24 protein-coding genes are annotated in these 24457 nt (G+C 67.8%); 20 read left to right on the plus strand and 4 right to left on the minus strand.

The window, feature by feature from the left end:
• The first annotated feature begins 39 nt into the window (after positions 1-39).
• From kamE to ACM9NP_RS10290, 6 genes are all read left to right on the plus strand, one after another.
• Positions 40-786 (plus strand): lysine 5,6-aminomutase subunit beta, encoded by a 747-nt coding sequence (kamE, locus tag ACM9NP_RS10265; protein ID WP_415646409.1) that lies wholly within the window; start codon positions 40-42, stop codon positions 784-786.
• Positions 783-1166, plus strand: coding sequence for a 3-aminobutyryl-CoA ammonia lyase (kal, locus tag ACM9NP_RS10270; protein ID WP_415646410.1), 384 nt, complete (start codon positions 783-785; stop codon positions 1164-1166). The genes kamE and kal overlap by 4 nt, the downstream gene beginning before the upstream one ends.
• A gap of 2 nt (positions 1167-1168) precedes the next feature.
• On the plus strand, positions 1169-2563 hold the full coding sequence (locus ACM9NP_RS10275; protein WP_415646411.1) for a glutamate mutase L: 1395 nt from the start codon (positions 1169-1171) through the stop codon (positions 2561-2563).
• Positions 2564-3136: 573 nt separating this feature from the next.
• Entirely contained in the window at positions 3137-4831 is a 1695-nt protein-coding gene (gene lnt / locus ACM9NP_RS10280) for an apolipoprotein N-acyltransferase (RefSeq protein ID WP_415646412.1), read from the plus strand.
• 43 nt (positions 4832-4874) lie between these two features.
• Positions 4875-5705, plus strand: coding sequence for a polyprenol monophosphomannose synthase (locus tag ACM9NP_RS10285; RefSeq protein ID WP_415646413.1), 831 nt, complete (start codon positions 4875-4877; stop codon positions 5703-5705).
• A 41-nt stretch (positions 5706-5746) separates the two neighbouring features.
• Entirely contained in the window at positions 5747-6361 is a 615-nt protein-coding gene (locus ACM9NP_RS10290) for an FxsA family protein (protein WP_415646414.1), read from the plus strand.
• Between the two features lie 62 nt (positions 6362-6423).
• On the opposite strand, the gene ACM9NP_RS10295 is transcribed toward ACM9NP_RS10290, so the two are convergent.
• The 4 genes from ACM9NP_RS10295 to ACM9NP_RS10310 form a co-directional block, all read right to left on the minus strand.
• A complete protein-coding gene (locus tag ACM9NP_RS10295; RefSeq protein WP_415646415.1) occupies positions 6424-6762 on the minus strand; it encodes an RNA polymerase-binding protein RbpA in 339 nt (112 codons plus the stop codon).
• Positions 6763-7019: 257 nt separating this feature from the next.
• Positions 7020-7691 carry a thymidine kinase gene (locus ACM9NP_RS10300; protein WP_415646476.1) on the minus strand — a complete coding sequence of 224 codons (672 nt, stop codon included), beginning with the start codon at positions 7689-7691 and terminating at the stop codon, positions 7020-7022.
• Between the two features lie 13 nt (positions 7692-7704).
• Positions 7705-8997 (minus strand): MFS transporter, encoded by a 1293-nt coding sequence (locus ACM9NP_RS10305; RefSeq protein ID WP_415646477.1) that lies wholly within the window; start codon positions 8995-8997, stop codon positions 7705-7707.
• Between the two features lie 95 nt (positions 8998-9092).
• Positions 9093-9902, minus strand: coding sequence for a glycerophosphodiester phosphodiesterase family protein (locus tag ACM9NP_RS10310; RefSeq protein ID WP_415646416.1), 810 nt, complete (start codon positions 9900-9902; stop codon positions 9093-9095).
• A gap of 138 nt (positions 9903-10040) precedes the next feature.
• On the opposite strand from ACM9NP_RS10310, the gene ACM9NP_RS10315 reads away from it, so the two are divergent.
• From ACM9NP_RS10315 to ACM9NP_RS10380, 14 genes are all read left to right on the plus strand, one after another.
• The gene (locus ACM9NP_RS10315; protein ID WP_415646417.1) at positions 10041-11456 is read left to right on the plus strand and encodes an Hsp70 family protein; all 1416 of its coding nucleotides are present in this window, start codon (positions 10041-10043) and stop codon (positions 11454-11456) included.
• Positions 11457-11549: 93 nt separating this feature from the next.
• Entirely contained in the window at positions 11550-13448 is a 1899-nt protein-coding gene (gene uvrC / locus ACM9NP_RS10320) for an excinuclease ABC subunit UvrC (protein ID WP_415646418.1), read from the plus strand.
• 66 nt (positions 13449-13514) lie between these two features.
• Positions 13515-13856: a hypothetical protein gene (locus ACM9NP_RS10325; protein WP_415646419.1), complete on the plus strand. Its 342-nt coding sequence runs from the start codon at positions 13515-13517 to the stop codon at positions 13854-13856.
• A 297-nt stretch (positions 13857-14153) separates the two neighbouring features.
• Positions 14154-14543 (plus strand): hypothetical protein, encoded by a 390-nt coding sequence (locus ACM9NP_RS10330; RefSeq protein ID WP_415646420.1) that lies wholly within the window; start codon positions 14154-14156, stop codon positions 14541-14543.
• Between the two features lie 94 nt (positions 14544-14637).
• Positions 14638-15030 (plus strand): hypothetical protein, encoded by a 393-nt coding sequence (locus tag ACM9NP_RS10335; protein WP_415646421.1) that lies wholly within the window; start codon positions 14638-14640, stop codon positions 15028-15030.
• A gap of 241 nt (positions 15031-15271) precedes the next feature.
• On the plus strand, positions 15272-15652 hold the full coding sequence (locus ACM9NP_RS10340; protein ID WP_415646422.1) for a hypothetical protein: 381 nt from the start codon (positions 15272-15274) through the stop codon (positions 15650-15652).
• Positions 15653-15830: 178 nt separating this feature from the next.
• Positions 15831-16196, plus strand: coding sequence for a hypothetical protein (locus tag ACM9NP_RS10345; RefSeq protein WP_415646423.1), 366 nt, complete (start codon positions 15831-15833; stop codon positions 16194-16196).
• 139 nt (positions 16197-16335) lie between these two features.
• On the plus strand, positions 16336-17235 hold the full coding sequence (rapZ, locus tag ACM9NP_RS10350) for an RNase adapter RapZ (protein WP_415646424.1): 900 nt from the start codon (positions 16336-16338) through the stop codon (positions 17233-17235).
• Entirely contained in the window at positions 17232-18170 is a 939-nt protein-coding gene (locus ACM9NP_RS10355) for a gluconeogenesis factor YvcK family protein (RefSeq protein ID WP_415646425.1), read from the plus strand. Before rapZ ends, ACM9NP_RS10355 begins: the two co-directional genes overlap by 4 nt.
• Positions 18161-19141 (plus strand): DNA-binding protein WhiA, encoded by a 981-nt coding sequence (gene whiA, locus ACM9NP_RS10360; RefSeq protein WP_415646426.1) that lies wholly within the window; start codon positions 18161-18163, stop codon positions 19139-19141. The genes ACM9NP_RS10355 and whiA overlap by 10 nt, the downstream gene beginning before the upstream one ends.
• 199 nt (positions 19142-19340) lie before the next feature.
• Entirely contained in the window at positions 19341-20342 is a 1002-nt protein-coding gene (gene gap / locus ACM9NP_RS10365) for a type I glyceraldehyde-3-phosphate dehydrogenase (RefSeq protein WP_415646427.1), read from the plus strand.
• On the plus strand, positions 20343-21539 hold the full coding sequence (locus tag ACM9NP_RS10370; protein WP_415646428.1) for a phosphoglycerate kinase: 1197 nt from the start codon (positions 20343-20345) through the stop codon (positions 21537-21539). It begins immediately after the preceding gene.
• A 145-nt stretch (positions 21540-21684) separates the two neighbouring features.
• Entirely contained in the window at positions 21685-22476 is a 792-nt protein-coding gene (gene tpiA / locus ACM9NP_RS10375; protein ID WP_415646429.1) for a triose-phosphate isomerase, read from the plus strand.
• A 193-nt stretch (positions 22477-22669) separates the two neighbouring features.
• Positions 22670-24412, plus strand: coding sequence for an ABC transporter substrate-binding protein (locus tag ACM9NP_RS10380; protein ID WP_415646430.1), 1743 nt, complete (start codon positions 22670-22672; stop codon positions 24410-24412).
• The last annotated feature ends 45 nt before the right edge of the window (positions 24413-24457 follow it).

Consider the following 24457-nt stretch of genomic DNA (forward strand, 5'->3'; position numbering starts at 1 on the left):
GCGGGCGTCGTCTCGCCTCGACCATGAGAGAGTCTACAAGTGAGTAACATTGTTCGGCCCTATGGGGACACCACGGGCGACGGCATGGTGCAGATGTCGTTCACGCTGCCGGTGGCGCACGACAAGCGGGCGGAGGGCGCCGCCGCGCAGTTGGCCGGGAAGATGGGCATGGACCCCGCGATGGTGGTCCACGCCAAGCAGATCGGCACCTCGCACACGTTCTTCGTCGTGTACGGCAAGGTCAACCACCTCGTGAACCTCAACGAAGTGACCGTGGTCGAGCGCGACTACCCGCTGCTGACCGCGAAAGAGGTCAACGGTCTGGTGAAGGAACGGATGGGCCGCAAGCTCGTCGTCGTCGGCGCCTGCATCGGCACCGACGCCCACACCGTCGGCATCGACGCGATCCTCAACATCAAGGGCTTCGCGGGGGAGAAGGGCCTGGAGTACTACCGGGAACTTCGCGTCCTCAACCTCGGAGCGCAGGTCGCCGTGCCGGACCTCGTGAACCGTGCGGTCGCGGAGAAGGCCGACGCGGTGCTCGTCAGTCAGGTCGTCACCCAGCGGGACGCCCACCTGCACAACACGCGCGAGATGTCGGCGGCGTTCCGCGAGGCCCTCCCGCCGGACAAGCGTCCACTGTTGATCGTCGGTGGCCCGCGCTTCGACGAGATGATGGCCGGCGAACTCGGCGTCGACCGCATCTTCAGCCGCGGCACGACCCCCGCCGACGTCGCCTCGTACATCACCCACCGCCTCATCCCCGACAAGGAGCTCGTCGCATGACCGCCCAGGTTGGTCTCACCGTCACGCATCGGCGTTACGTCCCCTACAACCACGCGCACTACGCGGGGAACCTCGTCGACGGCGCGTACTCGCTGGCGATGTTCGGCGACGTCGCCACGGAGGTGTGCGTCGTCGGTGACGGCGACGAGGGCCTCTTCGCGTCCTATTCGGATGTTCAGTTCAAGGCGCCCGTCCGCGCCGGGGACATGGTGGAGGCGACCGCGGTCGTCACCAGGGTCGGTTCACGCAGTCGCACCATCGACTTCGTCCTGAAGGTCGTCTGCCGCGGCCGTCCCGACCGGAGCGAATCCGCCGCCGAGGTCCTCGCCGACCCGATCGTCGCCACCACGGCGACCGGCACGGTCGTGGTGCCGGGATAACCGTGACCACGCGCGCGATCCTGTGCGCCGATGTCGGTTCGACCTACACCAAGGTCGCCGCGATCGGCCTCGACGGCGTCCTCCACGCCGGGGCGACGCACCGGACCACCATCGACACCGACGTCCTCGACGGCCTCAGCGCGGCGAGAACCATTGTCGAGCAACGGCTCCCGTCGAACGTCGTCATCGACGACCTGCGGGTGTGCTCCTCCGCCGGCGGCGGGCTGCGGCTCGGCGTCATCGGCAACGAGCCACTCGTGACCGCCACCGCCGCGCACCGCGCCGGTCTGTCGGCGGGATCGCGGGTGGTCGCCGTCATCGCCGGAACCGTGACCGAATCCGATATGGACGCTCTCGCGTCGGCGGCGCCGGACGTGCTGCTCGTCGCCGGCGGCACCGACGGCGGCGACGAGACCGCGCTCCTCGACCACGCGACGACGCTCGCCGCGTCCGTCGCCAGTAGACCCGCGCTGCGCGTACCCGTCGTCCTCGCCGCCAACTCGCACGCGTCCGAGCACGTCGCGGCCATGCTGCGCGCCGCCGGGCTGGCCGTGTCGGTCGTCGCGAACGTGCTCCCGCTCATCGGACAGCTCAACCCCGGCCCGGCCCGTCTGGCGCTTCGTGAGGCGTTCCTGGAGCACGTCATCGTCGGGAAGAACCTGTCCGACGCCCGCGAGTTCGCCGCGATGGTGCGCTCCGCGACCCCCGACACGGTGCTGGCGGGCGTCGAACTGTTCGCCGACGGTCACGGCGCGGTCCCACCGAGTGGTGACGTCGTGGTCGTCGACGTCGGCGGCGCCACCACCGACGTGTACTCCGTGCTGACGCCGGACGCCGAACTCGAAGGTCCGCGCCGAGAGGTGGCGGGGACGGCCTGGCGCTCCCGGACCGTCGAAGGAGACCTCGGCTTGCGCCACACCGCCGTCGGGATCGTGTCCGCCGCCGAAGCGGAGGGCCTCATCGATCCGGCGGAGGTCGCGGCGCTCGGCCCGGCCGCCGCCTACCGCGCCGACCATCCCGCCTTCCTTCCCGACACGGACGACCAACGCGGCGTCGACCTGCGGCTGACCCAACTCGCGATCATGGTGGCCCTGCGTCGCCACGCGCGCGGGGAACGATACGGAGGCCCCGATTCGCCGCTGCGAGGCGGAAAGGACCTGCGGGCCGTCAATCTCGTCGTCGGCAGCGGCGGGGTGCTCCGCCATCACGGTGACGCGGCGAGCGCGATGCTCGCGGACGCGATCGGAGCCGACACCGCCGGTGGCTACCCCCTACCCGACAAGGCGAAAACGGTCATCGATACCTCATACGTGCTCGGCATGGCGGGACTATTGGCGCCAGATCACCCGGAAGTGGCATTGAAACTGATGCACACGCACTTGATCGCCCCATTGTGACCTGCATTGACATTTTTGGCACATCGAATTTCGCCGACCCGGTTGACAGGTATGGGGGGGAAGGGCTTACCGTCTAAACGTCCAAGAAGGCGGGTCTTAAAGGGGACCCGAATTCTTCAGTCGGGGGCGACTCGACTCGCTTTGCTCCTTCGCTGACTGGACAATCGATCATGACGCGGCCGCATCGTGATCGGCGGCCAGGTCCAGCGCGCGGGGGTCGGCGGAGCGGTGCGAGGCGGTCGCCGTGTGGCACCGGCCGTGGTGGACACGCGTCACCAGTAGACAACAACTTGGTACCGGACAGCCGGTCGGTATCAGGTTGGTCCGAAGGCGGGGCGGAGAGATCACGACGGGTGCCGGCCGTACAGGGACTGGGAGAACACCGTGCGAGGGGCGTGGCCTGCCGGCTACGCCCCTTTGCCATGCCCGCCGCTTTTGTCGGGACATCAGCGGGGCGTCTTCGAGTGACTTCTTCGTTACTGAACTGTGGTGAATGCAACTCGATGGGGGTGGCCAGGTCACAAGCGGCGATGAGTCACAATTCCGGCAGACCCTTCACGCAGGAGCGAACCCGTGACCCACGACGCACCCACCCTTGACCAGCCGGAGACCGACGAGGAACCCGCCATGTCGCCGCCCACCGACCGGCCAGTCCGGCTGCCCCGGTTGCCGGTCGCGATCGTCGTCGCCGCGGTCGCCGGGGCGGCGATGCTGTTCGCGTTTCCCCCATTCGACCTGTGGTGGCTCGCGCCCCCGGCCGTCGCCCTGTTCGCGCTGGTGTGTCACCGGCGCCGGGTCCGCGCGGGCATCGGTCTGGGCCTCGTCTTCGGCATCGCGTTCTTCGCGCCTTTGTTGAGCTGGACGTCGACCCAGGTCGGGCAGTTCCCGTGGATCGCCCTGTCTCTGCTCCAAGCCCTGTACTTCGCCGCGCTCGGCGGTGCGCTCGCCGCCGCCACCCGGGTCGTCGACCGGCACCGGGGCTGGTGGCCGGTCATCATCGGGGTCCTGTGGGTCGGGCAGGAGGCGTTGCGTTCCCGCACCCCGTTCGACGGATTCCCGTGGGGAAGGCTCGCGTTCAGCCAGGCCGATTCTCCGTTGGCGCGGTTCGCGTGGCTCGGTGGCGCCCCGCTGATCACCTTCGCCGTCGCGGCGTCCGGTGGCCTGCTGCTGTGGGGGATCTGGCGGCGCTGGGACACCGCCCGCGATCGGCGCCTGTCGTCATGGCGTGCCGGGTACGGCGTCGCCGCGGCGGCCGCGATCGTCGGGTTGGGGCTGGTCGTTCCCGTCTGGTCGACGGCGCCGTCCGGTGGTGGGATGACGGTGGCCGTCATCCAGGGCAGTGTTCCTCGGCTGGGGCTGGACTTCAACGCCCAGCGTCGCGCCGTCCTCGACAACCATGTGAACGCCACTGTGGACTTGGCTCGGCAGGTGGCCGACGGTGACGCCCCGCAGCCGGATCTGGTGGTGTGGCCCGAGAACGCCGCCGACATCGATCCGCTGACGAATCCCGACGCCGCCGCCGAGGTGCAGCGCGCCGCCGAGACCATCGACGCGCCCATCCTGCTCGGCACCATCCAGTCCTACCGCGACACGGGGACGGGACAGAACCGCAACGTCAGCCTCCTGTGGGACCCGGACGAGGGCACGGCGGTCTTCGAGTACGCGAAACAGCACCCCGTCCCGTTCGCCGAGTACATCCCGATGAAGGACGTCGTGCGGACGATCGCCGGATGGATCGACGAGCGCATGGTCTCCGGCATCGACCGTGTTCACGGTCTCGAGGCGGGAACCGAGCCGGGCGTGATCCCGATGGGCGATGCGACGGTCTCCGGCATCATCTGTTTCGAGATCGCCTACGACGGCCTGGTTCGCGAGTCCGTCACCGAGGGATCCAACATTCTCGCGGTGCAGACCAACAACGCCACGTTCAACAACGCCGAGGCGACGCAACAGCTCGCCATGGTGAGGATCCGCGCGATCGAGCACGGCCGCGAGGGCCTCATGGCGTCCACTGTGGGTGTGTCGGCGTTCGTCCGCTCCGACGGTTCCGTCTATGATGAGACGACGTTCGATGAACAGGCCGTGATCGTGTCGCGTCTGCGTCTGTCCACCGAGACGACCCCGGCGACGATCGTCGGTCCGATACCGGAGTTGGTCGGTGGCGCGGCGGCAGTGGCGATCCTGGCGTACGCGGCGGTGGCCCGCTACCGCGCGCGGCGGTCCGTCGTCGAGCCGACGTCGGCCGGGGTGGGCCGCCATAACGATTGATGCCCGGTCCGATGCGGGGCGCGGCCGTAGGGAAGGCGAAACCGTGACCGAACATAACGCCGACGGCGCCGGTGAGGTCTCCGCGGAGCCCGGCGTCGAAGGACGCGGCGCGGCCGCCGACGAGTACGGCGGCCTCGGCCGAGTCCTCGTCGTCATTCCCACGTACAACGAGGCCGACAACATCGAACTGATCGTCGGCCGAGTGCGCGCGGCGGTGCCCGTCGTCGACGTGCTCGTCGTCGACGACGCCAGCCCCGACGGCACGGGCAAACTCGCCGACGCCCTCGCGGCGGGGGACGCGTCCGTGCACGTGCTGCACCGCTCCGGCAAGAACGGCCTCGGCGCCGCGTACCTCGCCGGATTCGACTGGGCCGCGTCCCGCGAGTACGACGTCGTGTGCGAGATGGACGCGGACGGCTCGCACGCCCCCGAACAGCTGCCGCGCCTCCTGGACGGCTTGGAGAGCGCCGACGTCGTCTGCGGTTCCCGTTACGTGCCCGGCGGCTCCGTCAGGAACTGGTCCCCACATCGCCTGTTGCTGTCGCGCGGCGGGAACCTGTACACCCGTGTCGCACTCGGCATGCCCCTGAAGGACGCCACCGGCGGCTACCGTGCCTACCGTATGCCCGTTCTCACCAAGATCACGACCGGTTGGACGCCCCAGCAGGGTTACTGCTTCCAGATCGACTTGGCAAGGCGGGCGCTCGCGGCGGGGTTCCAGGTCGTCGAGGTCCCGATCACCTTCGCGGATCGCGAACGCGGCGAATCGAAGATGAACGGCTCGTTCGTTCGTGAGGCGCTCTGGCGCGTGGCGGTGTGGGGCGCTCGTGACCGGGCGCGCCGGGTGTCGCGACGCTTCGGGCGTACCGACTGAGCCGATCGAAACCCCTTCGCACTTCGTGAGGAGCACTGTTCATGACGATGCCACCCCCGGCGGGTCCACGACCTCGCGCGAGTTATCCCGCGCGGGCGGGCCTCGGTCTGTTCCTGATCGCCGAACTGGTCGTGCTGTACCTCGTCGCGACCACCATTGGTCCTGGATGGACGGTCCTGGCGATCCTCGCCTCGACGGTGCTCGGCGGCGTGCTGTTGCGGGTCATGGGAATGCGGGCCGTCGCCGACTACCGTGCCGCTGCCGAGGCGGGCGAACCGCCGGGACCGACGGCCGTTTCCGGCGTCATCGGCGTCCTCGGCGCTTTCCTGCTGTTCGTGCCAGGGTTCATCTCCAGCGTCATCGGGCTGTTGTGCGTCCTGCCGCCGACGCGTTTCCTGTGGCGCTCGCTCGTCACGCGTTTTCTGGAGAAGCGGCTCGACTCGCCGTCGATGGCGCGCTTCTTCGGACCACGGGTCGTGCGTTCCCACCGCGACGACCGCGACGTGACGGACTCCGGGGACGTCATCGAGGGCGAAGTCGTGGACCGTCCACGGCGCGGGTCCCATGGTGGTCCGGCGAACCCCGGCCCATCCGGCCCATCCGCCCCACGGTCACCACGCGACTCCCTGGGCGATACTGACGACGAACCGGATTAGCCGCGCTGAAGCGGACACGACGACGCCCCGGCTCCGTGCGGAACCGGGGCGTCGCGTGGGCTTTACTCGCCGCGCCGGGCGCGCATCTCAGTCAGACGCTCGTTGAGGATCTCCTCGAGCTCTTCCATGCTGCGGCGCTCCAGGAGCATGTCCCAGTGCGTGCGCGGAGGCTTGACCTTCTTCGTCTGCGGTTCGCCGCCGTCCACCAGCTTGGCGACCGTGCCGTCCAGGCGGCATTCCCACGTCGACGGGACCTCCGCCTCGACCGCGAACGGAACCTCGAAGCGGTGACCACGGGCACAGATGAAGTCCCTGGTCTGCCTCGGTGCCAGTTCGGTGTTGCGGTCGGACTCATAGCTGATCGCGCCGAGCCGCGAACCTCGAAGCATCCGTTCGCTCATCTTCGATGCCTTCCCCTCATAAACGCCTGTACAACGATAGTGCCGCACCTGTTCCGATCGTGTCGCGCCGTTTCTCACGATTAACGTGACACGGACCCGCCGCACGAAATGACGTGGCGGTCGGACAGTGTAACGATCGAGGTGGGTGGATTGTTTCCCGACTGGTCGTCGACCACACGGTCGTTGTGCACTGGTCGACGGCCCCGGCTTCCAGTATGGCAGGGCGCCCGGGGTGAACCGGGGCATTGTGTCGGTCGTTACGATCCCGACATTTGTCCACTATGTTCAACGGGCTTCGTGTTCGTCCCCTCGGCCGCCAGCCGCCCCTGGCGATAGTGCTTTCGACACATCACCTGGTAGTGCAGTCGCCCGTCGTCCGTGTCTCCGACGACGAAGCGCTCGCCCTCGCGGACCAGCCGCCCGTTGCTGACGCGCGCGTTGAGCACCCCGTCGGCGCCGCACCAGCACAGAACCTCGACTTGGAGCCGCGCCACCTCGTCGGCGAGCTCGAACAATCGGGCGCTGGCGGGGAACAGGGTCGCCGTGAAATCGGTCGCCAGTCCGAACGCGTAGACGTCGATGCCCTCGATGTCGACCAGGTCGGCGAGTTGCTCGACGTGGTCGCGGGTGAAGAACTGGGCCTCGTCGCAGATGATGTAGTCGATCGTCTCGCCCGAGGCGAGGGTGCGCAGGTCGTCGTGGTCCTTGACCTCGAGCGCTTCCTTCGCCAAACCGATCCGGGTGGTGACCCTGGCTCGCGCGGAACGGTCGTTTCTGGTGAGCAGCAACCCGACCCGGCCCTGCCGGGTGTGATTGTGATGGATCTGCAATGCCAGCGTCGACTTACCGCAATCCATTGGTCCATAGTAGAACTTTAGGCGCGCGCTGGCGCGTCGTGGAAGTGGGAAGGTCACGACGCGCCAGCCTATGTGGTCGAGGGAATCAGATCGTGTCCGGGGGCGTGTTGCCCGCCGCGATGATCGCCTTGCGCATCGGGACCAGAAGCAGCATCACGAAACCGGCGACGAAGAAGATGACCAGCGAGATGATCGCGATGCGGTAGCTCTGGGTCAGGTCGTGCGCGAGACCGAACAACAGCGGACCGATCCAGCTCGTGCCCTTGTCGGAGATCTCGTACAGTCCGAAGTACTCGCCTTCCTTGCCCTTCGGGATCAGTTGGCTGAACAGCGAACGGGACAGGGCCTGCGATCCGCCCAGGACGAGACCGATGCCCGCGCCGAGGGCGAGGAACATGGCCACGTTGCCCTCGGGGATGAAGTACGCGACGATCAGGATGGCGACCCACGCCACGAGGCTGCCGAGCACAGTTCGCTTGGCGCCGTAGTGTTTCGCACCCCAGCCGAGCAGCATCGCGCCGCCGAAGGCGAGGAACTGCACCATCAGGATCGTCGGCATCAGGACGGTGTTGTCGAAGCCGAGTTCCTCGGAGCCGAAGGTGCCCGCCATGGCGATGACGGTCTGGATGCCGTCGTTGTAGATCAGGAACGTGATCAGGAAGAACAGCGTCAACGGGTAGGCGCGCAGTCCCTTCAAGGTCCTGAAGAACTGCTTGAAACCGTCGGCGAGGAAGAACCCGCGGGCTTCGCCCTCGACCGGCGGGCGGTTACGCAGCCACAGCATCGTGAACGTCGTGAAACCGGCCCACCAGACACCCGCCGAGACGAGGCACCAGCGCGCGATCTCGGCCTGGTTCTCCGAACCACCGAGCAGCACCGCGACGACGTTGATCAGCAGCAGGAGGCCACCACCGAGGTAGCCGAGTGCCCAACCGGTGGACGAGACCTTGTCGCGTTCGCGTTCGGTGGCGATCTGTGGGAGGAACGAGTTGTAGACGACGACGCTCGCGCCGAAGGCGAGGTTCGCGATCAGGAACAGGCCCGCGCCGAGCATGTACCGGTCGTCGACGAGGAACAGGAAGCAGAAGGTCGCTCCGGCGCCGATGTAGGCGAACAGCGCGAGGAGTTCCTTCTTGCGTCTGGTGCGGTCGGCGATCGCGCCGGTGATGGGCAGCACCAGCACTTGCAGGATGACGGAGAGGCTTGTGACGTAAGGAAAGAGCGAGCCGGCGGAGACGGTGAACAGGCCGAAGATGTCGACCTGGCTCGTCTTGTCGGCGCCGGGTCCGGCCGCGGCGATCGCGATGCCGGTGAGGTAGGGGCCGAGGAAGGCGGTGACGACCGTGGTGGAGAACGCGGAGTTCGCCCAGTCGTACATGTACCAGCCGACGCGTTCGCGCCGAGTGGTGGCGGGTTCCGTCCCGGGGGAGTTGGGGACGGCGGTGTCTTTGGATACCAAGGGAGGGGGCCTTATTATCGGGCGGGCCAGTGTCCGCGATTGCGATAGACGTCAGCAAGTATCTCGATCTCGTCGGTCATGATTCCATCGACTCCTAGATCAAGCAGGGCACCCATCATGCCGGGGTCGTCAATGGTCCACACGTGGACGGCCAGTCCCGCCTCGTGGACATGATCGACGAACCTCTCGTCGATGACCCGCAACCCGTAGCGCTCAAGGGGAACCTGGACCGCGGCCGCGCCGGGCGGGAAGCCCGCGAAACGGCGCCGCAGCCGCGAACCCAGCCACAGACGCGCCGTCTCGCGTGTGCCCGTCGACGTTGCGAGCCGCGGACCGGCGCTCGCGCGCACCTCGGCCAGGCGACGATCGTCGAAGGACGCGACGAGGACCCGATCGACGGCGGCGAGTCGATCGATGACGGCGAGCGTCGCGGGAACGGCGGCGTCGGATTTGACGTCGATGTTGAACCGGACGTCCGGCCAGGCCGCCATGACGTCCTCCAAGCGCGGAACGATCGGCTCCCCGCCTTGAGTGACCGTGGCGAGATCGGCGTACGTCATCGATCCGATGGAGCGCGGGTCGCCCGCGACGCGTCGAAGGTCGGCGTCGTGAAACACGACAGCTACGCCGTCTATCGTGGAATGCGTGTCGGTTTCGATGTATCGATATCCTGCGGCGACCGCGCGGCCGAACGCCGCGATGGTGTTCTCGTCGCCGAAGGCCGCGCCTCCGCGATGCGCGAAGCCCAACGGCGTCGATGCGTCGAGGAACGGATACGGCCCCACCACGCGGCGGCGCGCGGGCAGAACGCGGCGTCGAGTCATGCGGCAAGTATCCATTCGCGGTCGCCGCGGCTGTGCGCAGGTACTCGGTCGGGGTGTCGCGCGTAGCAGGTGAGGCGGGACGACCGGCGTTGAACCCGGTCACTAATGTGGGCACCCAAAGAAGGAGATTGGCTAAACATGCGCGTGCTTGGAATTGACTTTGGGACGTCCAACACCGTGGCGATCCTGCGGATGGTGGACGGTCGTGTCAAACCGTTGCTGTTCGACGGTTCGCCGATGCTCCCGTCAGCGGTGTACCTGTCCGCGGACGGGCGGATGCTCATTGGACGCGACGCGGAACGTAACGCCCGGATGGATCCGGCCCGATTTGAGCCCAACCCCAAGCGCCGCATCGATGACGGCTCGATTTTCCTCGGCGACCAAGAGATCCCCGTTCCTCGGGTGATGGCGTACGTCCTGGAACAGGTCGTCGCGGAGGCGCGTCGTCAACTCGGCGGTCCCCCCGAGGCCGTTCGGATGACGCACCCGGCGCGGTGGGGCGAGCGCCGCCGCAACCTGTTGCTCGAGGCCGCGCGCCTCGCCGGATTGCCGAAGCCCCAACTGATTCCCGAACCGGTCGGCGCCGCCTCGTACTTCACGAGCGTGCTCGGCACCGCCGTCCCGGTCGGTCGTTCGTTGGCGATCTACGACCTCGGCGGCGGTACCTTCGACGCGACCGTCGTCCGACGCACCCAGGCCGGTTTCGAGGTGCTGAGCGAAGAGGGCCTGCCGGACGTCGGCGGTCTCGACTTCGACCACGGCATCGTCGAACACCTCGGCAAGACGTACGGCGTCTCGCACGCCGCGACGTGGTCGCGCCTGATGAACCCGACCGATGACAAGGACCGACGGTACCGACGCATGTTGTACGAGGACGTGCGCGGCGCCAAGGAGATGCTGTCCCGAACGGCTTCGGCGGACATCCACCTCCCGGCACTCGATGTGGACGCCCACCTGACCCGTGAGGAGTTCGAGTCCGTCGCGCGCCCACACCTGGAGCGCACCATCGAATGCATGGAACGCGCCATCCGGGGCGCCCGTCAGTCCCCCAAGGACCTGGTGGGGATCTTCCTCGTCGGTGGTTCCAGCCGTATTCCGATGGCGTCCAGCCTGATCCACACCGGACTCGGCGTCGCGCCGCGCACCTTCGAGCAGCCGGAGACGGTCGTCGTCGAGGGCGCGTTGGCGATCGGCGGCGGCAGCCGACCGGCGGCCGGACCCGCCGGTGGTCGTCCCGTGTCGGGCGCGCCACAGCGTCCGCCGGTGCGTCCGCCGATGGGTCAGCAGCCGGGTCGGCCACCGATGGGGCAGCCGCGTCCCCCGGCGATGCAGCAGCCGCCCGTCCAGCCCCGTCCGCCTATGCAGCAGCCTCAGATGCCGCCGCCGCGTCCGCCGATGCAGGCGCCGCCGCGTCCGGGGCCGATGATGCAGCAGCCGGTGCAACCCGTGGTCCAGAAGAAGTGGAGCCAGGAGCCGGCCGTGGTCCTGACGATCGCGATCGCGGTGATCCTCGTGATCGGTTTCGTCATCCTGCTGGCGACGGCTCTCGGCTGATACGCGTAGCGACGGCCCCGTTCCCGTGTCGCGGGGACGGGGCCGTCGCCGCGCCCGGTCGGACATGACACACCCGACGGTTAACCTTCAGGCGTGGCTTCCGATTCCGTCAGCGCGTTGTCGTACCGCCCCGCGTCGGGCTCCATTCCCGACGAACCGGGCGTGTACCGTTTCCGCGACGCCGACTCGCGCGTCATCTACGTCGGCAAGGCCAAGAGCCTGCGTTCCCGACTGAACTCGTACTTCGCCGACCCCCGCACGCTGCACCCGCGCACGCACCAGATGGTGCACACCGCGCGCTCCGTCGACTGGGTCGTCGTCGACACGGAGGTCGCGGCGCTGCAACTGGAGTACTCCTGGATCAAGGAGTACGACCCGCGTTTCAACGTCATGTACCGCGACGACAAGAGCTACCCGTACCTCGCGGTGACCCTGAACGAGGAATACCCCCGCCTTCAGGTCATGCGCGGTTCCAAGCGGAAGGGCGTGCGGTACTTCGGCCCCTTCTCGCACGCGTGGGCGATTCGCGAGACCCTCGATCTGCTGCTGCGCGTCTTCCCCGCGCGCACCTGCGGAAAGTCCGAGTTCAACCGGGCGGCCCGGATCGGTCGCCCATGCCTCCTCGGTGACATCGGCAAATGTTCGGCGCCCTGTGTGGGGCGGGTGAGCGCCGCCGAGCATCGCCGGATCGTCGACGACTTCTGCGATTTCATGGCGGGTCGCACCGATACGTTCATGCGCCGCGTCGAGAAGGAGATGTTCGCCGCCGCCCAAGCCGAGGACTTCGAACGGGCCGCGCGTCGCCGCGACGACCTCGCCGCGTTGCGCAAGGCCCTGGAGAAGCAGGTCGTCGTACTGCCGGACAACACGGACGCCGACGTCGTCGCGTTCGCCGGTGACGAGCTTCAGGTCGCCGTGGCCGTCTTCCACGTGCGTGGCGGTCGGGTGCGTGGCGAGCGCGGTTGGATCGTGGACCGGCCTGAGGGCGTGACTGACGGCGACCTGGTGCACAACCTATGCACCCAGTTCTATGGTGGACAGTCTGGCGCGGATGTTCCGCGGGAGGTCCTCGTGCCGGCACTGCCCGACGACGCCGACGCGCTCGGTCAGTGGCTCACCGGGCGCCGCGGATCCCGTGTCACGCTGAGGATCCCGATGCGCGGAGACAAGCGGGCGCTCGCGGAGACGGTGCGGCGCAACGCCGAACAGTCCCTGCAACGGCACAAACTCAAGCGTGCCGGTGACCTGTCGGCACGCGGTCGGGCCTTGGAGGAGCTCGCCGAGGCTCTCGAACTGCCGCAGGCGCCGCTGCGCATCGAGTGTTTCGACGTCTCCCAGATCCAGGGCACCGATGTCGTGGCGAGCATGGTCGTATTCGAGGACGGGCTGCCGCGCAAATCGGAGTACCGGCGTTTCGTCGTCCGGGGCGATCGCACCGACGACCTGTCGGCGATGCGCGAGGTCTTGACCCGGCGTCTCCGGCGCATCGACGAGCAGACGGGGCTCGTCGACGAGGAGGGTGGCAACCGTCGGTTCGCCTATCCGCCGCAGCTGCTCGTCGTCGACGGCGGCGCCCCGCAGGTCGCGGTCGCCGACGGTGTCCTCGCCGAGCTCGGTATCGACACCGTCAACGTGTGCGGTCTCGCGAAACGGCTCGAAGAGGTGTGGCTGCCGGGGGAGGACTACCCGGTGATCCTCCCTCGCACCTCCGAGGGCCTGTACCTGCTTCAGCGGGTTCGCGACGAGGCGCACCGGTTCGCGATCTCATTGCACCGCAAGCGTCGCGGGAAGCGTGCCACGGTGTCCGAACTGGATTCCGTCCCGGGGCTCGGGCCGACTCGGCGCAAGGCCCTGCTCAAGGAGTTCGGTTCCGTCAAGCGCCTACGAGAGGCGACCACGGAGCAGATCCAGGGCGTACCCGGCATCGGCCCGGCGCTGGCGGAGACGATCCTGCGCACCCTCGGTACCCCGGAGGCCGAGTCGGCCGAGTGACGATCGGCCGTGACGCTGTGCCTCCGTCGGGCATCATGGACCCCATCTGTCAACAGAGGAGCGTCCATGTCCGAACCCGCAGCCGTCCGTCCGCATTGGTCTCGAAACGTGAGCACCGTGCTCGTCGCGACCCACTCGGTCGTGCTGATCGCCGTCGGCCGGGTCGACTCCGTCAGCGACATCGAGGATGACGGGATGACCCGGTTCATCGGCCAACTGGGCGTGGCCTACGGCGTTCTCCTGGGGCTGTGCGCGGTGGGGGCGATCGTGTACGCCCGGAGGTCGTCGCCTGGTTCGACGCGAAGTAGGGCCCGGTTGGGAAATCCCGTTTCCCGCCGATGCAGTGGAGGTTGCCTCGTTATCCGTCCGTTCGGCAGGTGCGGCGTCAGGACGTTGTCGGCCGTGTAGTCGAACCACCCGCGTCGCGTACGCCAGGGGCGTCGAACGTCGGCACTCGGGAGCCTCTTCGTCCGGCCGAGAGGCAGTGCCATCGCGGCGTTCCGGTGTTTGTCCGCTTTGTTTTGGTCTCGTACGACTTCCGAGGGGTCGTTGGCGATCACGGCTCGACTCGTGTGGATGTGTCGATTGTGTGGACATAGTGGATCAGCGGGAGTTGTTGAACCGGAAGGACTCTCACAGAAAATCATCGAGCATTGTGATAGGCATATGGCAGGATGTGAATCTCCATCCCTTGGAGGCGAGTAGATGTCCGCGCGGCGCAGTCGGAAGTCCAAACCCAAGATGGCGAGTCACGCCACCGCCCTGGTCGCGGCGCAGGCCGGGGCGTCGATACTCGTCGGAGTGCTCGGTCCCGTCATGTCCATTGATCGATCCGACGGCTACTGGATGAGCGTCGTCAACCTCGTCAGCGGTGCGGTGTTCGCCGCGCTCGTCGTGGGTCTCATTCGGAACAACAACACCGCGCGCAGCCTCGCGATAGCGGCGGAGGCGCTCGTCCTCACCATCGCGGTCTTCGAACTCGCCTACACCGGGGGAAGCCCGACAGGGTGTTTCACGACCTTCCTCATCGCCATCGTGCTCTTCTTCCTCGCGCACCCCGACGTTCGAGACTGGTACGAGCGCGACCGCAGATGACATTGACGGCGTGCCGACCGGTGCCGCACTGGATGAAGCCCACGCCGACGTGAGTATCGCCGAACCATCGCCTCCCAAAGAGAATGGACGACTCATGTCTTCCTCTGGTCAGGCTCGGAAACCCCGGGCCGCTCTCGCCGCCCAAATCCTTGGCGGGCTGCAAGCCGTTTCCACGCTCGTTCTGGGTGTGGCGACGTATGTGAACGCGTCGACACATGGAAACGAGGACGGTGAGCTCGCCGCGGCAATCGACATCGTCTTGAGCCTCATCGTCGCGTCCTTGGTCATCGGCATGGTCTGTAATCGGACCGGAGCGTGGATGGGCCTCATCGCGTTGGAGGTTCTGTTCGTCGCCGTTCGAGTGTGTTCCGGGGTCTACGGCGACGTCGCCGTCATCGGTAACGTTGTCGGCATCGCGTTGGGAGCGGCGATCATCACGCTCGCGTTGAAGCCGACGGTCTGCCGCTGGTACACGCCCGAACCGTGACGAGGAACCGTCTGTCGCGGACGTCGACGCCGTGGCTGTGCGTTCCGCCGTGGGAGAGCCCAGTTCCTCGGCGCGTTGCCCGTTCGATCTACTCCTCACAGTGGACATCACCGTTCGTCGCCCACGCACTCGCCTGAGTCGGCGCGCGCTCCCATGGGTCGCGCGCTCGCGACGCCCTGTCGACTGGCATGGGGATGCCACAGTGGTGAGACACAGAACCATTGCCATGAAAGGTCTTCGCGTGTCCACCACCTCCGTTTCCAAACCGATCACCATGCTCGTCGCGCAGGTCCTCGCGGCCGCTCAGGCGGGCCTCATCGTGGCCGTCGGTGTCTCCTTCGTGATGGCGGAGCTGCGGCGCGGTGCCGAGATCAGCGCGGCGTCGTCCGGTGTGCTGCTGTTCGGGGTCGTCATGGCGGTGATGGTGGTCGGGATGATGCGCCGGGGCGAGCGAGCGCGCCGACTCGTCGTCGCCGCCGAGTGCGTGTTCGGGCTGGCCTGCGCCGCGATCGCGCTCAACCGGGAGTCCTGGGGCATGGACGTGGTCGGATTGTCGATCGCCGTCGCGACCATCGCGCTCATCCTGAGTCCGTCCGCGCGGCGGTGGACCGCAGCGCGGTGAACGCCGACCTCGTCGGCGGACGTGCCGCTGAGTCGACACGAGGGCGTCAGGAGATCGCCGACGCGGCGACCGACGGCGGCAAGGTCGTCGTGTCCTCACGCCGGGACCGGCATGGAACCTGCGACACCCGCCCACCACCCACAGCACCCCCATTCCCATCTGAGAGGCGAACCAGATCATGAGATCCACGACGGCCGAGCCCCGTAAACCGCGCATCGTCAAGGTTCTCGAGGTCCTCGTGGCCGCCGAGTCGATGCTGCTCCTCATACCGGCGATTCGATCCATGTTGGATGGTTCCGCCGACGCTCTCGTCGAGTCCGTTGTCGGCGGCATCGTCGCCGCGCTGGCCGTCATGATGCGACGCGGCGACGAGCCCGTCTGGCTCGCCCTCCTCCTGACACAGGGCGTCGTCATGGCCGTGTCCGCGATGTCGCTGCTGAAAGGGGGATCCGGCACCGGGGCGGCGGCCGCGGTGCTGGCGCTCGTCATCGTCGGTCTCACGATGACGGCCGGTTCCCGCGCCTGGTATCGGCGAGATCGATAGCGTTCCATGTCTCTCGAAATGGTCGCGGCCACGTCCTGACACACGGGACTCACCAGGCCGCCACCGCGGGCGCGGCCGGGCTCCTCCCCGGTCGCCTGTCGGAGACGGTGACCCGGCCGGTGACAGGCATACTCGACGGATGCCATTGCGTTCTACTTCAACCGAGGACTCCGCCCGCGCCCGGCTCGACCTCGTGATCGTGACCGGCGCCTCCGGTGGCGGACGCAGCACCGTCGCCAAAGCCCTGGAGAACGTCGGCTATTACGTGGTCGACAACCTGCCCGAGTCGCTGATGCTCCCGATGGCCGAACTCGCCTTCGAGTCCGGCGACGCCACCCGGCGCACCGCCATGGTCCTCGACGTCCGTTCGCACGCCTTCACGGCCGACCTCGCCGGTGCCGTCGCCGAACTCAAGGCCCGCGGCTTCCGTCCGCGCGTCGTGTTCGTCGACGCGGAGGACGACGTGCTCGTGCGTCGGTACGAGAAGGTCCGTCGCGCGCACCCGTTGCAAGGCGAGGGCCGAATCCTCGACGGCATCTCCGCCGAACGCAAGCTCCTGGCGGCCGCCCGCGAAGCCGCCGACGCGCTCATCGACACCTCCCACCTCAACGAGAACCAGCTTCGCGCCCGAGTCGAGGAGCTGTTCGCGCCCGCCGACGCCCGCAAGATCCGCATCACGACCCTGTCGTTCGGCTTCAAGTACGGCATCCCGCTCGACGCCGACTTCGTGGTCGACGTCCGCTTCCTCCCGAACCCCTATTGGATTCCCGAACTGAGGGACTTCACCGGCACCGACGGTCCCGTCTCCGACTATGTGCTCGGCCAACCCGGAGCGCGTGAGTTCATCGACGACTACGCCACGCTGATCGGTCACACCGCGCCCGGTTTCGAGCGCGAGGGCAAGCGCTACGTCACCATCGCCGTCGGCTGCACCGGTGGAAAGCACCGCAGCGTCGCGATAGCGGAGGCCCTGGCGTCAACCCTGCGAGAGGAAGGACTGTCGGCATATCCGCACCACCGAGACAAGGGGCTGGAGTGAACAGCCGCGTCGTCGCGTTCGGCGGCGGCAAGGGCCTCGCCGCCTCCTTGCGGGCCCTGCGCGGGCTTGACGCCGACATCACCGCCGTCGTCACCGTCGCCGACGACGGCGGCTCCTCGGGGCGTCTCCGCGCGACCAGACCCCTGATCCCGCCTGGCGACCTCCGCAAGGCACTCCTCGCGCTGTCCCCGCGAGAGGACGCCCTCGCCGACATGTTCGGCCACCGCTTCGAAGGCGACGACGAACTCGCCGGGCACGCCCTCGGCAACCTCATGCTGGCGGGCCTCATGGAGACCCTCGGCGACCCGGTTGCCGCCCTCGACGCCGCCGCCGCGCTGCTCGACGCCACCGGACGCGTCATCCCCATGGCGACCGTTCCCCTCGACATCGAAGCCGACATCACCAACGGAGCGGCCACCACCGTCGTCCGCGGCCAGCACGACGTGGCCGTCGCGAGGGGAAACGTCGAACAGGTCCGCCTTCTCCCACCGCACCCCTCCGCCTGTCCCGAGGCGCTCGGCGCGATCGCCGAGGCGGACTGGCTCGTGTTCGGCCCCGGCTCCTGGTACACGAGCGTCATCCCGCACCTCCTCGTGCCGGAACTGCGCGAGGCGATCATCGCCAGCCCGGCCCGCCGCGTCGTCGTGCTCAATCTCGCCGCCGAGAACGAGACCTCCGGTCTGTCCCTCGCCGGCCACCTCGCCGCGTTCGCCGCGTACGCCCCCGGGCTGACGATCGACGTCGTCATCGCCGACACCCAGGCAACCGGTGATCCCGAACCGGTCACTCGTGCGGCACAATCGTTGGGGGCACGTCTAGAGCTGGCGGCGGTCGCGGAGTCGGCGAGCCCGACCCGACACGACCACGGCGCGCTGGCGGTCGCCCTTGAATCAGTCATACAGCGAACCGAGGTGGGGAAAAGCGCATGGCGATGACGGCAGCCGTCAAGGACGAATTGAGCCGAACCGACAACACGAAACCGTGCTGTCGACGCGCTGAAATGAGCTCGCTGTTCCGGTTCTCCGGTGGACTGCACCTCGTCGGGGGTGTACTCGTCGTCGAGGCCGAGCTCGACGCCGGCAGTGCCGCGCGTCGACTGCGGCAGGCGATCATCGACGCCTACGGGTACACGAGCGAGATGCAGGTGTTGACGGCCGGGGGGCTGCGCCGTCAAACCCACTACGTCCTCCGCGTCATCAGCGACGGTGAGGCGCTCGCGCGGCAGACGGGCCTGCTCGACGCCCGAGGCCGCCCCGTTCGTGGACTGCCCGCGCACGTCGTCGCCGGGAACCTGTGCTGCGCGGTGGCGGCCTGGCGCGGCGCGTTCCTCGCGCACGGCTCCCTCACCGAACCCGGTCGATCATCGTCGATGGAGATCACCTGTCCCGGTCCTGAGGCCGCCCTCGCGCTCGTCGGTGCCGCCCGTCGGCTCGGCGTGACCGCGAAGGCCCGCGACGCTCGCGGCGTGGACCGTGTGGTCATCCGCGACGGCGACGCCATCGGCGAGATGCTCACCCGGCTCGGCGCCCACACCGGAGTCCTGGCCTGGGAGGAGCGTCGCGTCCGCCGCGAGGTCCGCGCCACCGCCAACCGCCTCGCCAACTTCGACGACGCGAACCTGCGACGCTCCGCCCGCGCGGCCGTCGCCGCCGCCGCGAAGGTCACCCGCGCGCTCGACCTGCTGGGTGAGAACGTTCCCGACCACCTCGCCGCGGCCGGGCGACTGCGCCTGGCGAACCGACAGGCGTCCCTCGAAGAGCTCGGCGCGCTCGCCGAACCTCCGCTGACGAAGGACGCGATCGCGGGGCGGATTCGCCGACTCATCAACCTCGCCAACAAGCACGCGCAGAAGCAGGGGCTGCCTCCGGTGGAGGCCGCTGTGACCGAGGACATGCTCGTGTCCTGACCCGCCGTGCCGGCCGTCGCAAAGTGCCAGCCTTCCCGTATTGGCCCCGCGTGCCATCGGTAGGGTCGAGGGTGCTCGGCGACGAAGCCGGCAGGGGCCGACTGCCGCCTGCGAGGATGTCGAGCAACGGGCATCCACCACAGGACGCGGTCGCCAGTACGACTCGACAGTCCTTTTTCATCAGAAGGAGATGGATCGCGTGACCATCCGCGTTGGAATCAACGGCTTCGGCCGCATCGGTCGCAACTTCTACCGTGCCATCCTCGCCTCCGGCGCCGACATCGAGCTGGTCGCCTTCAACGACCTCGGTGACACCGCCACCACCGCCCACCTGCTCAAGTACGACAGCATCCTTGGCCGTCTTCCCTACGAGGTGAAGGCGTCCGACGGCGAGATCACCGTCGGCGGCAACACGATCAAGGCCTTCGCCGAGCGCGACCCCGCGAAGCTGCCGTGGGGCGACGTCGGAGCCGACGTCGTCATCGAGTCGACCGGCTTCTTCACCGACGCCGACAAGGCGCGCGTTCACGCCGACAACGGCGCGAAGAAGGTCATCATCTCGGCGCCCGCCAAGAACGAGGACGTCACGATCGTCATGGGTGTCAACCACGACGCCTATGACCCGGCCAAGCACACCGTCATCTCGAACGCGTCGTGCACGACCAACTGCCTCGCGCCGATGGCGAAGGCCCTGCACGAGACCGTCGGCATCGAGCGCGGCCTGATGACGACGATCCACGCCTACACGCAGGACCAGAACCTCCAGGACGGCCCGCACAGCGACCTGCGTCGCGCCCGCGCGGCGGCGACCAACGTCGTTCCGACATCGACCGGTGCCGCGAAGGCGATCGGTCTGGTCATGCCGGAGCTCAAGGGCAAGCTCGACGGTTTCGCCATGCGAGTGCCGATCCCGACCGGTTCCGCCACCGACCTGACGTTCACCGCCTCGCGCGAGACGACCGTCGACGAGGTCAACGCCGCCATCCGCGCGGCCGCCGAGGGCGAGCTCGCGGGCATCCTCCGTTACACCGAGGACCCGATCGTGTCGGCGGACATCGTGACCGACCCGGCGTCGTGCATCTTCGACGCCGGTCTGACGAAGGTCATCGGCGACCAGGTCAAGGTCGTCGGCTGGTACGACAACGAGTGGGGCTACTCCAACCGCCTCATCGACGTCGTCGGCCTCGTCGGTGACATCTAGATGAAGACGATCGACGCACTCCTGTCGGAGGGTGTCGGAGGTCGGCGCGTACTCGTGCGTGCCGACCTCAACGTCCCGTTGGACGGCACCCGCATTACCGACGACGGCCGCATTCGCGGTGTCGTGCCGACGCTGAAGCGACTGCGCGACGCGGGTGCCCGGCTTGTCGTCTGCGCCCACCTCGGTCGCCCGAAAGGGGCGCCCGAGGCGCGGTTCAGTCTCGCTCCGGTGGCCAAGCGCCTAGCCGAGCTGCTGGAGTCCGACGTGGCCTTCGCGTCGGACACGGTCGGTGACAGTGCCCGCTCACTCGTCGAGGAACTGGACGGCGGCGGCGTCGTGCTGTTGGAGAACCTGCGGTTCAACGAGGGCGAGACCTCGAAGGACGACGCCGTTCGGGCGGCCTTCGCGGCGAAGCTCGCGGCCTTCGCGGACGTCTACGTGGACGACGCCTTCGGCGCCGTCCATCGGCGTCACGCCAGCGTCTATGACGTGGCGACCCTGCTTCCGCACTACGCCGGCTATCTCGTCACGACCGAGGTCACCGTCCTCAAACGACTCACCGAGGACCCGCAGCGTCCGTACGCGGTCGTGCTCGGCGGGGCGAAGGTCTCGGACAAGCTCGCCGTCATCGAGAGCCTGCTCGACAAGGTCGATCGGCTGCTCATCGGCGGCGGCATGATGTTCACCTTCCTTGCCGCCCAAGGACATCCGACCGGCACCTCGTTGCTGGAGGCCGACCAGATCGACACGTGTCGTCGGCTTCTCGCGGAGGCCGCCGAGCGCGGCGTCCGGCTGGTGCTTCCGGTCGACACGGTGACCGCGGATCGTTTCGCGGCCGACGCGACCGCCGAGACGGTGGACGTCGACGCGATCGCGTCCGACCGGATGGGCCTGGACATCGGCCCGAAGACGGCCGCCCTGTTCGCGTCCGAGCTCGCCGACGCGGCGATGGTGTTCTGGAACGGTCCGATGGGCGTGTTCGAGTTCCCCGCGTTCGCGTCCGGCACGGAGACCGTCGCCCGCGCTCTCGTCGAATCGTCGGCGTTCAGCGTCGTCGGTGGCGGTGACTCGGCGGCCGCGGTCCGCACGCTCGGCCTCGACGTCGACGGGTTCAGTCACATCTCGACGGGTGGCGGCGCGAGCCTCGAATACCTGGAGGGCAAGACCCTCCCGGGCTTGTCGATATTGGAGTCGTAGTACCCGTGGATCGTCCTTTTCGTCCGTATCGGCCGCTGGCCGAGACCTCGCGATGTCCGTGGGCTTACGGTGTGGCCGAGCGCCCCACCCCGCCCGTGGCCGTCGTGGAATCCCGTTCGTTGTGGTTGTGTGTTGGGAGTAGAGCGTGAACGCAGTGACCCGTCGGCCGTTGATCGCCGGCAACTGGAAGATGAACCTCAATCACTTCGAGGCGATCGCCCTCGTCCAGAAGCTGGCGTTCAGCTTGGACGAGAAGCAACTGTCGGACGTGGAAGTGGTCGTTCTGCCGCCCTACGTGGACATTCGCAGCGTGCAGACGGTGATCGACGCCGACAAGCTGCTGCTCGGTTATGGAGCCCAGGACCTGTCGACACACCCGAACGGCGCGTACACCGGTGAGATCTCCGGGTCGATGCTCGCGAAGCTCGGGTGCTCCTATGTGGTCATCGGCCACTCGGAGCGGCGGCAGTACCACCACGAGGACGACGAACTCATCGCGGGCAAGGTGCGGGCGGCGCTGTCGGTCGGCATCTCCCCGATCCTGTGCGTCGGTGAGGGGCTCGACATTCGCAACGCGGGCGACCAGGTCGCGCACGTGAGCGCCCAGCTGCTGGCCGGGCTCGACCGGCTCAACGCCGAGGAGGTCGGCAAGGTCGTCGTCGCCTACGAGCCGGTCTGGGCGATCGGGACGGGCAAGACGGCGACGCCGGAGGACGCCCAGGAGGTCGCCGGCGCGCTGCGGACGTTGCTGTCCGAGCGTTACGGCGAAGTGGCGCAGAGCATCCGCATCCTCTACGGAGGCTCGGTGAAGTCCGCGAACGTCGCGTCCATCATGGCGAAGGCTGATGTGGACGGGGCGCTGGTCGGCGGCGCGAGCATCGACGCGGAGGAGTTCGTGTCGATCTGCCGGTTCCCGGAGCACACCGTCGCGAGTTGACGCAGGTCAACGCGATCAAAGGTATTCATCGGAACGGATGTCGGTTCGCCCCGTGATGGGTGTGACCGGTATCCGTTCCGTTATCTTTACCGGCCCGGTGCTGTCCTCATGACCGAACCGAATTAGAGTGTGTCCACCGGTGGCGGGCGCTGCGGTAAACCGTCTTGACTTGCACCCCTTCAGGAGTGGCACGATGTCTGGTTCTCCGAACACACGAACCTCGTTGCGCGCGGTCGGCGCGCTGGTGTCGGCGGCACTGGTCTCAGGCCTGTTGGCAGCCTGTACGGACGAGCCGCCGGCCGTGGCCAACGTCGCCGACGAGCCCGTGACGGGGGGAACTGTCACGGTCGTGACGGAAAGCGAGGGCTTTGAGTCCCTTGACCCGCAGGGGATGTTCATCGCCGACTTGTTCAATGTATCGCAGTTGATTACGCGGACATTGACCACCTTCACCGTTCCGTCGGATGGCACGGAGCCGGAGTTGGTGGGGGACTTGGCCACGGACGTCGGAACACCCAATGAGGACTTCACGGAGTGGGTGTTCACGCTGCGCGACGACGTCAAGTGGGAGACCGGCGAGGAAGTCACCTGTGCCGACGTTCGCTATGGCGTGCTGCGCAGTTACGACATCCGCCACGGCAAGAAAGCCCAGGTCGACGGCGGGCCGCCCTACATTCCCGCGTGGCTCGACATTCCCGACGACTACAAGGGCCCCCGGACCGACGGCGACCTGACCGAGGACCGTGGCGTCGTCTGCGACGACGACCACACGATCCGCTTCACGCTGAAGACTCCCGCGAGCAACTTCCCCGCGGCGGCGGCGATGCCCGCGTTCTCGCCCGTGCCCGCGGACGCCGACACCTGGGGCGACTACGGTCTGGACCCGGTGGCGACGGGCCCGTACAAGCTCACCGAGTACGAACCGGCGACGGACGGCGGGCAGGGTCACGCCCTGTTCGAGCGCAACGAGCACTGGGACTCCGAGACCGACCCCGTCAGGGAGGCGCGCCCCGACGCCGTCAAGTACCTCTTCGGTGTGGCCAGGGAGTACGCGGCGCAGCAGATCGTCAACGACAACCCCGACTACGCCAACGCCGTCATGTACCAGAACGTGCCCGCCAACTACGTGCAGCAGGTCGTCAACGACGATGAGCTGATGGCGCAGACGGTGACCGGCCCGACGTCCGCGATCCGCTACCTCGCGATCAACACCGAATCGGTGCCCGACATCGAATGCCGCAAGGCGCTCGTCATCGGCTTCAACAAGCGCAAGTTCCTGGACGTACTGGGCGGGCAGATCTTCGGCGAGTACGCCACCACGGTCCTACCGCCCGGCGACCCGGGCCACGCCGACTTCGACGTCTTCGGCCTCTCGGACAATCCCGACGGGGATCTGGAACGCGCTCAGCAGCTCCTCGCCGACGCCGGTGACTGTCCCAAGAAGCTTTCACTCGACGGCACCGACACCCCGACGGGCAAGCGTCTCGCCGAGTCGATTCAGGCCACCTACGCCCGTCTCGGCATCACCATCGAGCTGAACCTGATCGCCCCCGACCAGTTCTTCGGGGTCGTCGACGACCTGGACAAGCAGGGCGACCTGACCCTGGCCGGGTGGATCGCCGACTGGCCGGGCGGTTCGGGGACGCTTCCCGCGATGTACCACGGCGATTCGATCATCAACAAGGCGAACACGAACTACGCCCGCCTGGACGACGCCGACATCAACGAGTTGATCGACGCCGCCAACGCGGCGGGCAACACCGATGAGGCCTACGAGCTCTGGGGCGCCGTCGACAAGCGCATCGCCGAGGAGGCCGTGACGGTCCCGATCAGCCACACAAAGGTGTTGTCGCTGTGCGGGAAGAACGTCCGAGGGGCCGTCCTCAATCTCCAACACGGTGCCGTCGACATCGCCTCGCTGGGCGTGGCCGGTTAGGTGTGACAGCTCATGTATGCTTCTGCCGACCCCCGGGTCAGTAGT

It is taken from the genome of Stackebrandtia soli, from assembly GCF_965137155.1.
GTDB classification, from domain to species: Bacteria; Actinomycetota; Actinomycetes; order Mycobacteriales; family Micromonosporaceae; genus Stackebrandtia; species Stackebrandtia soli.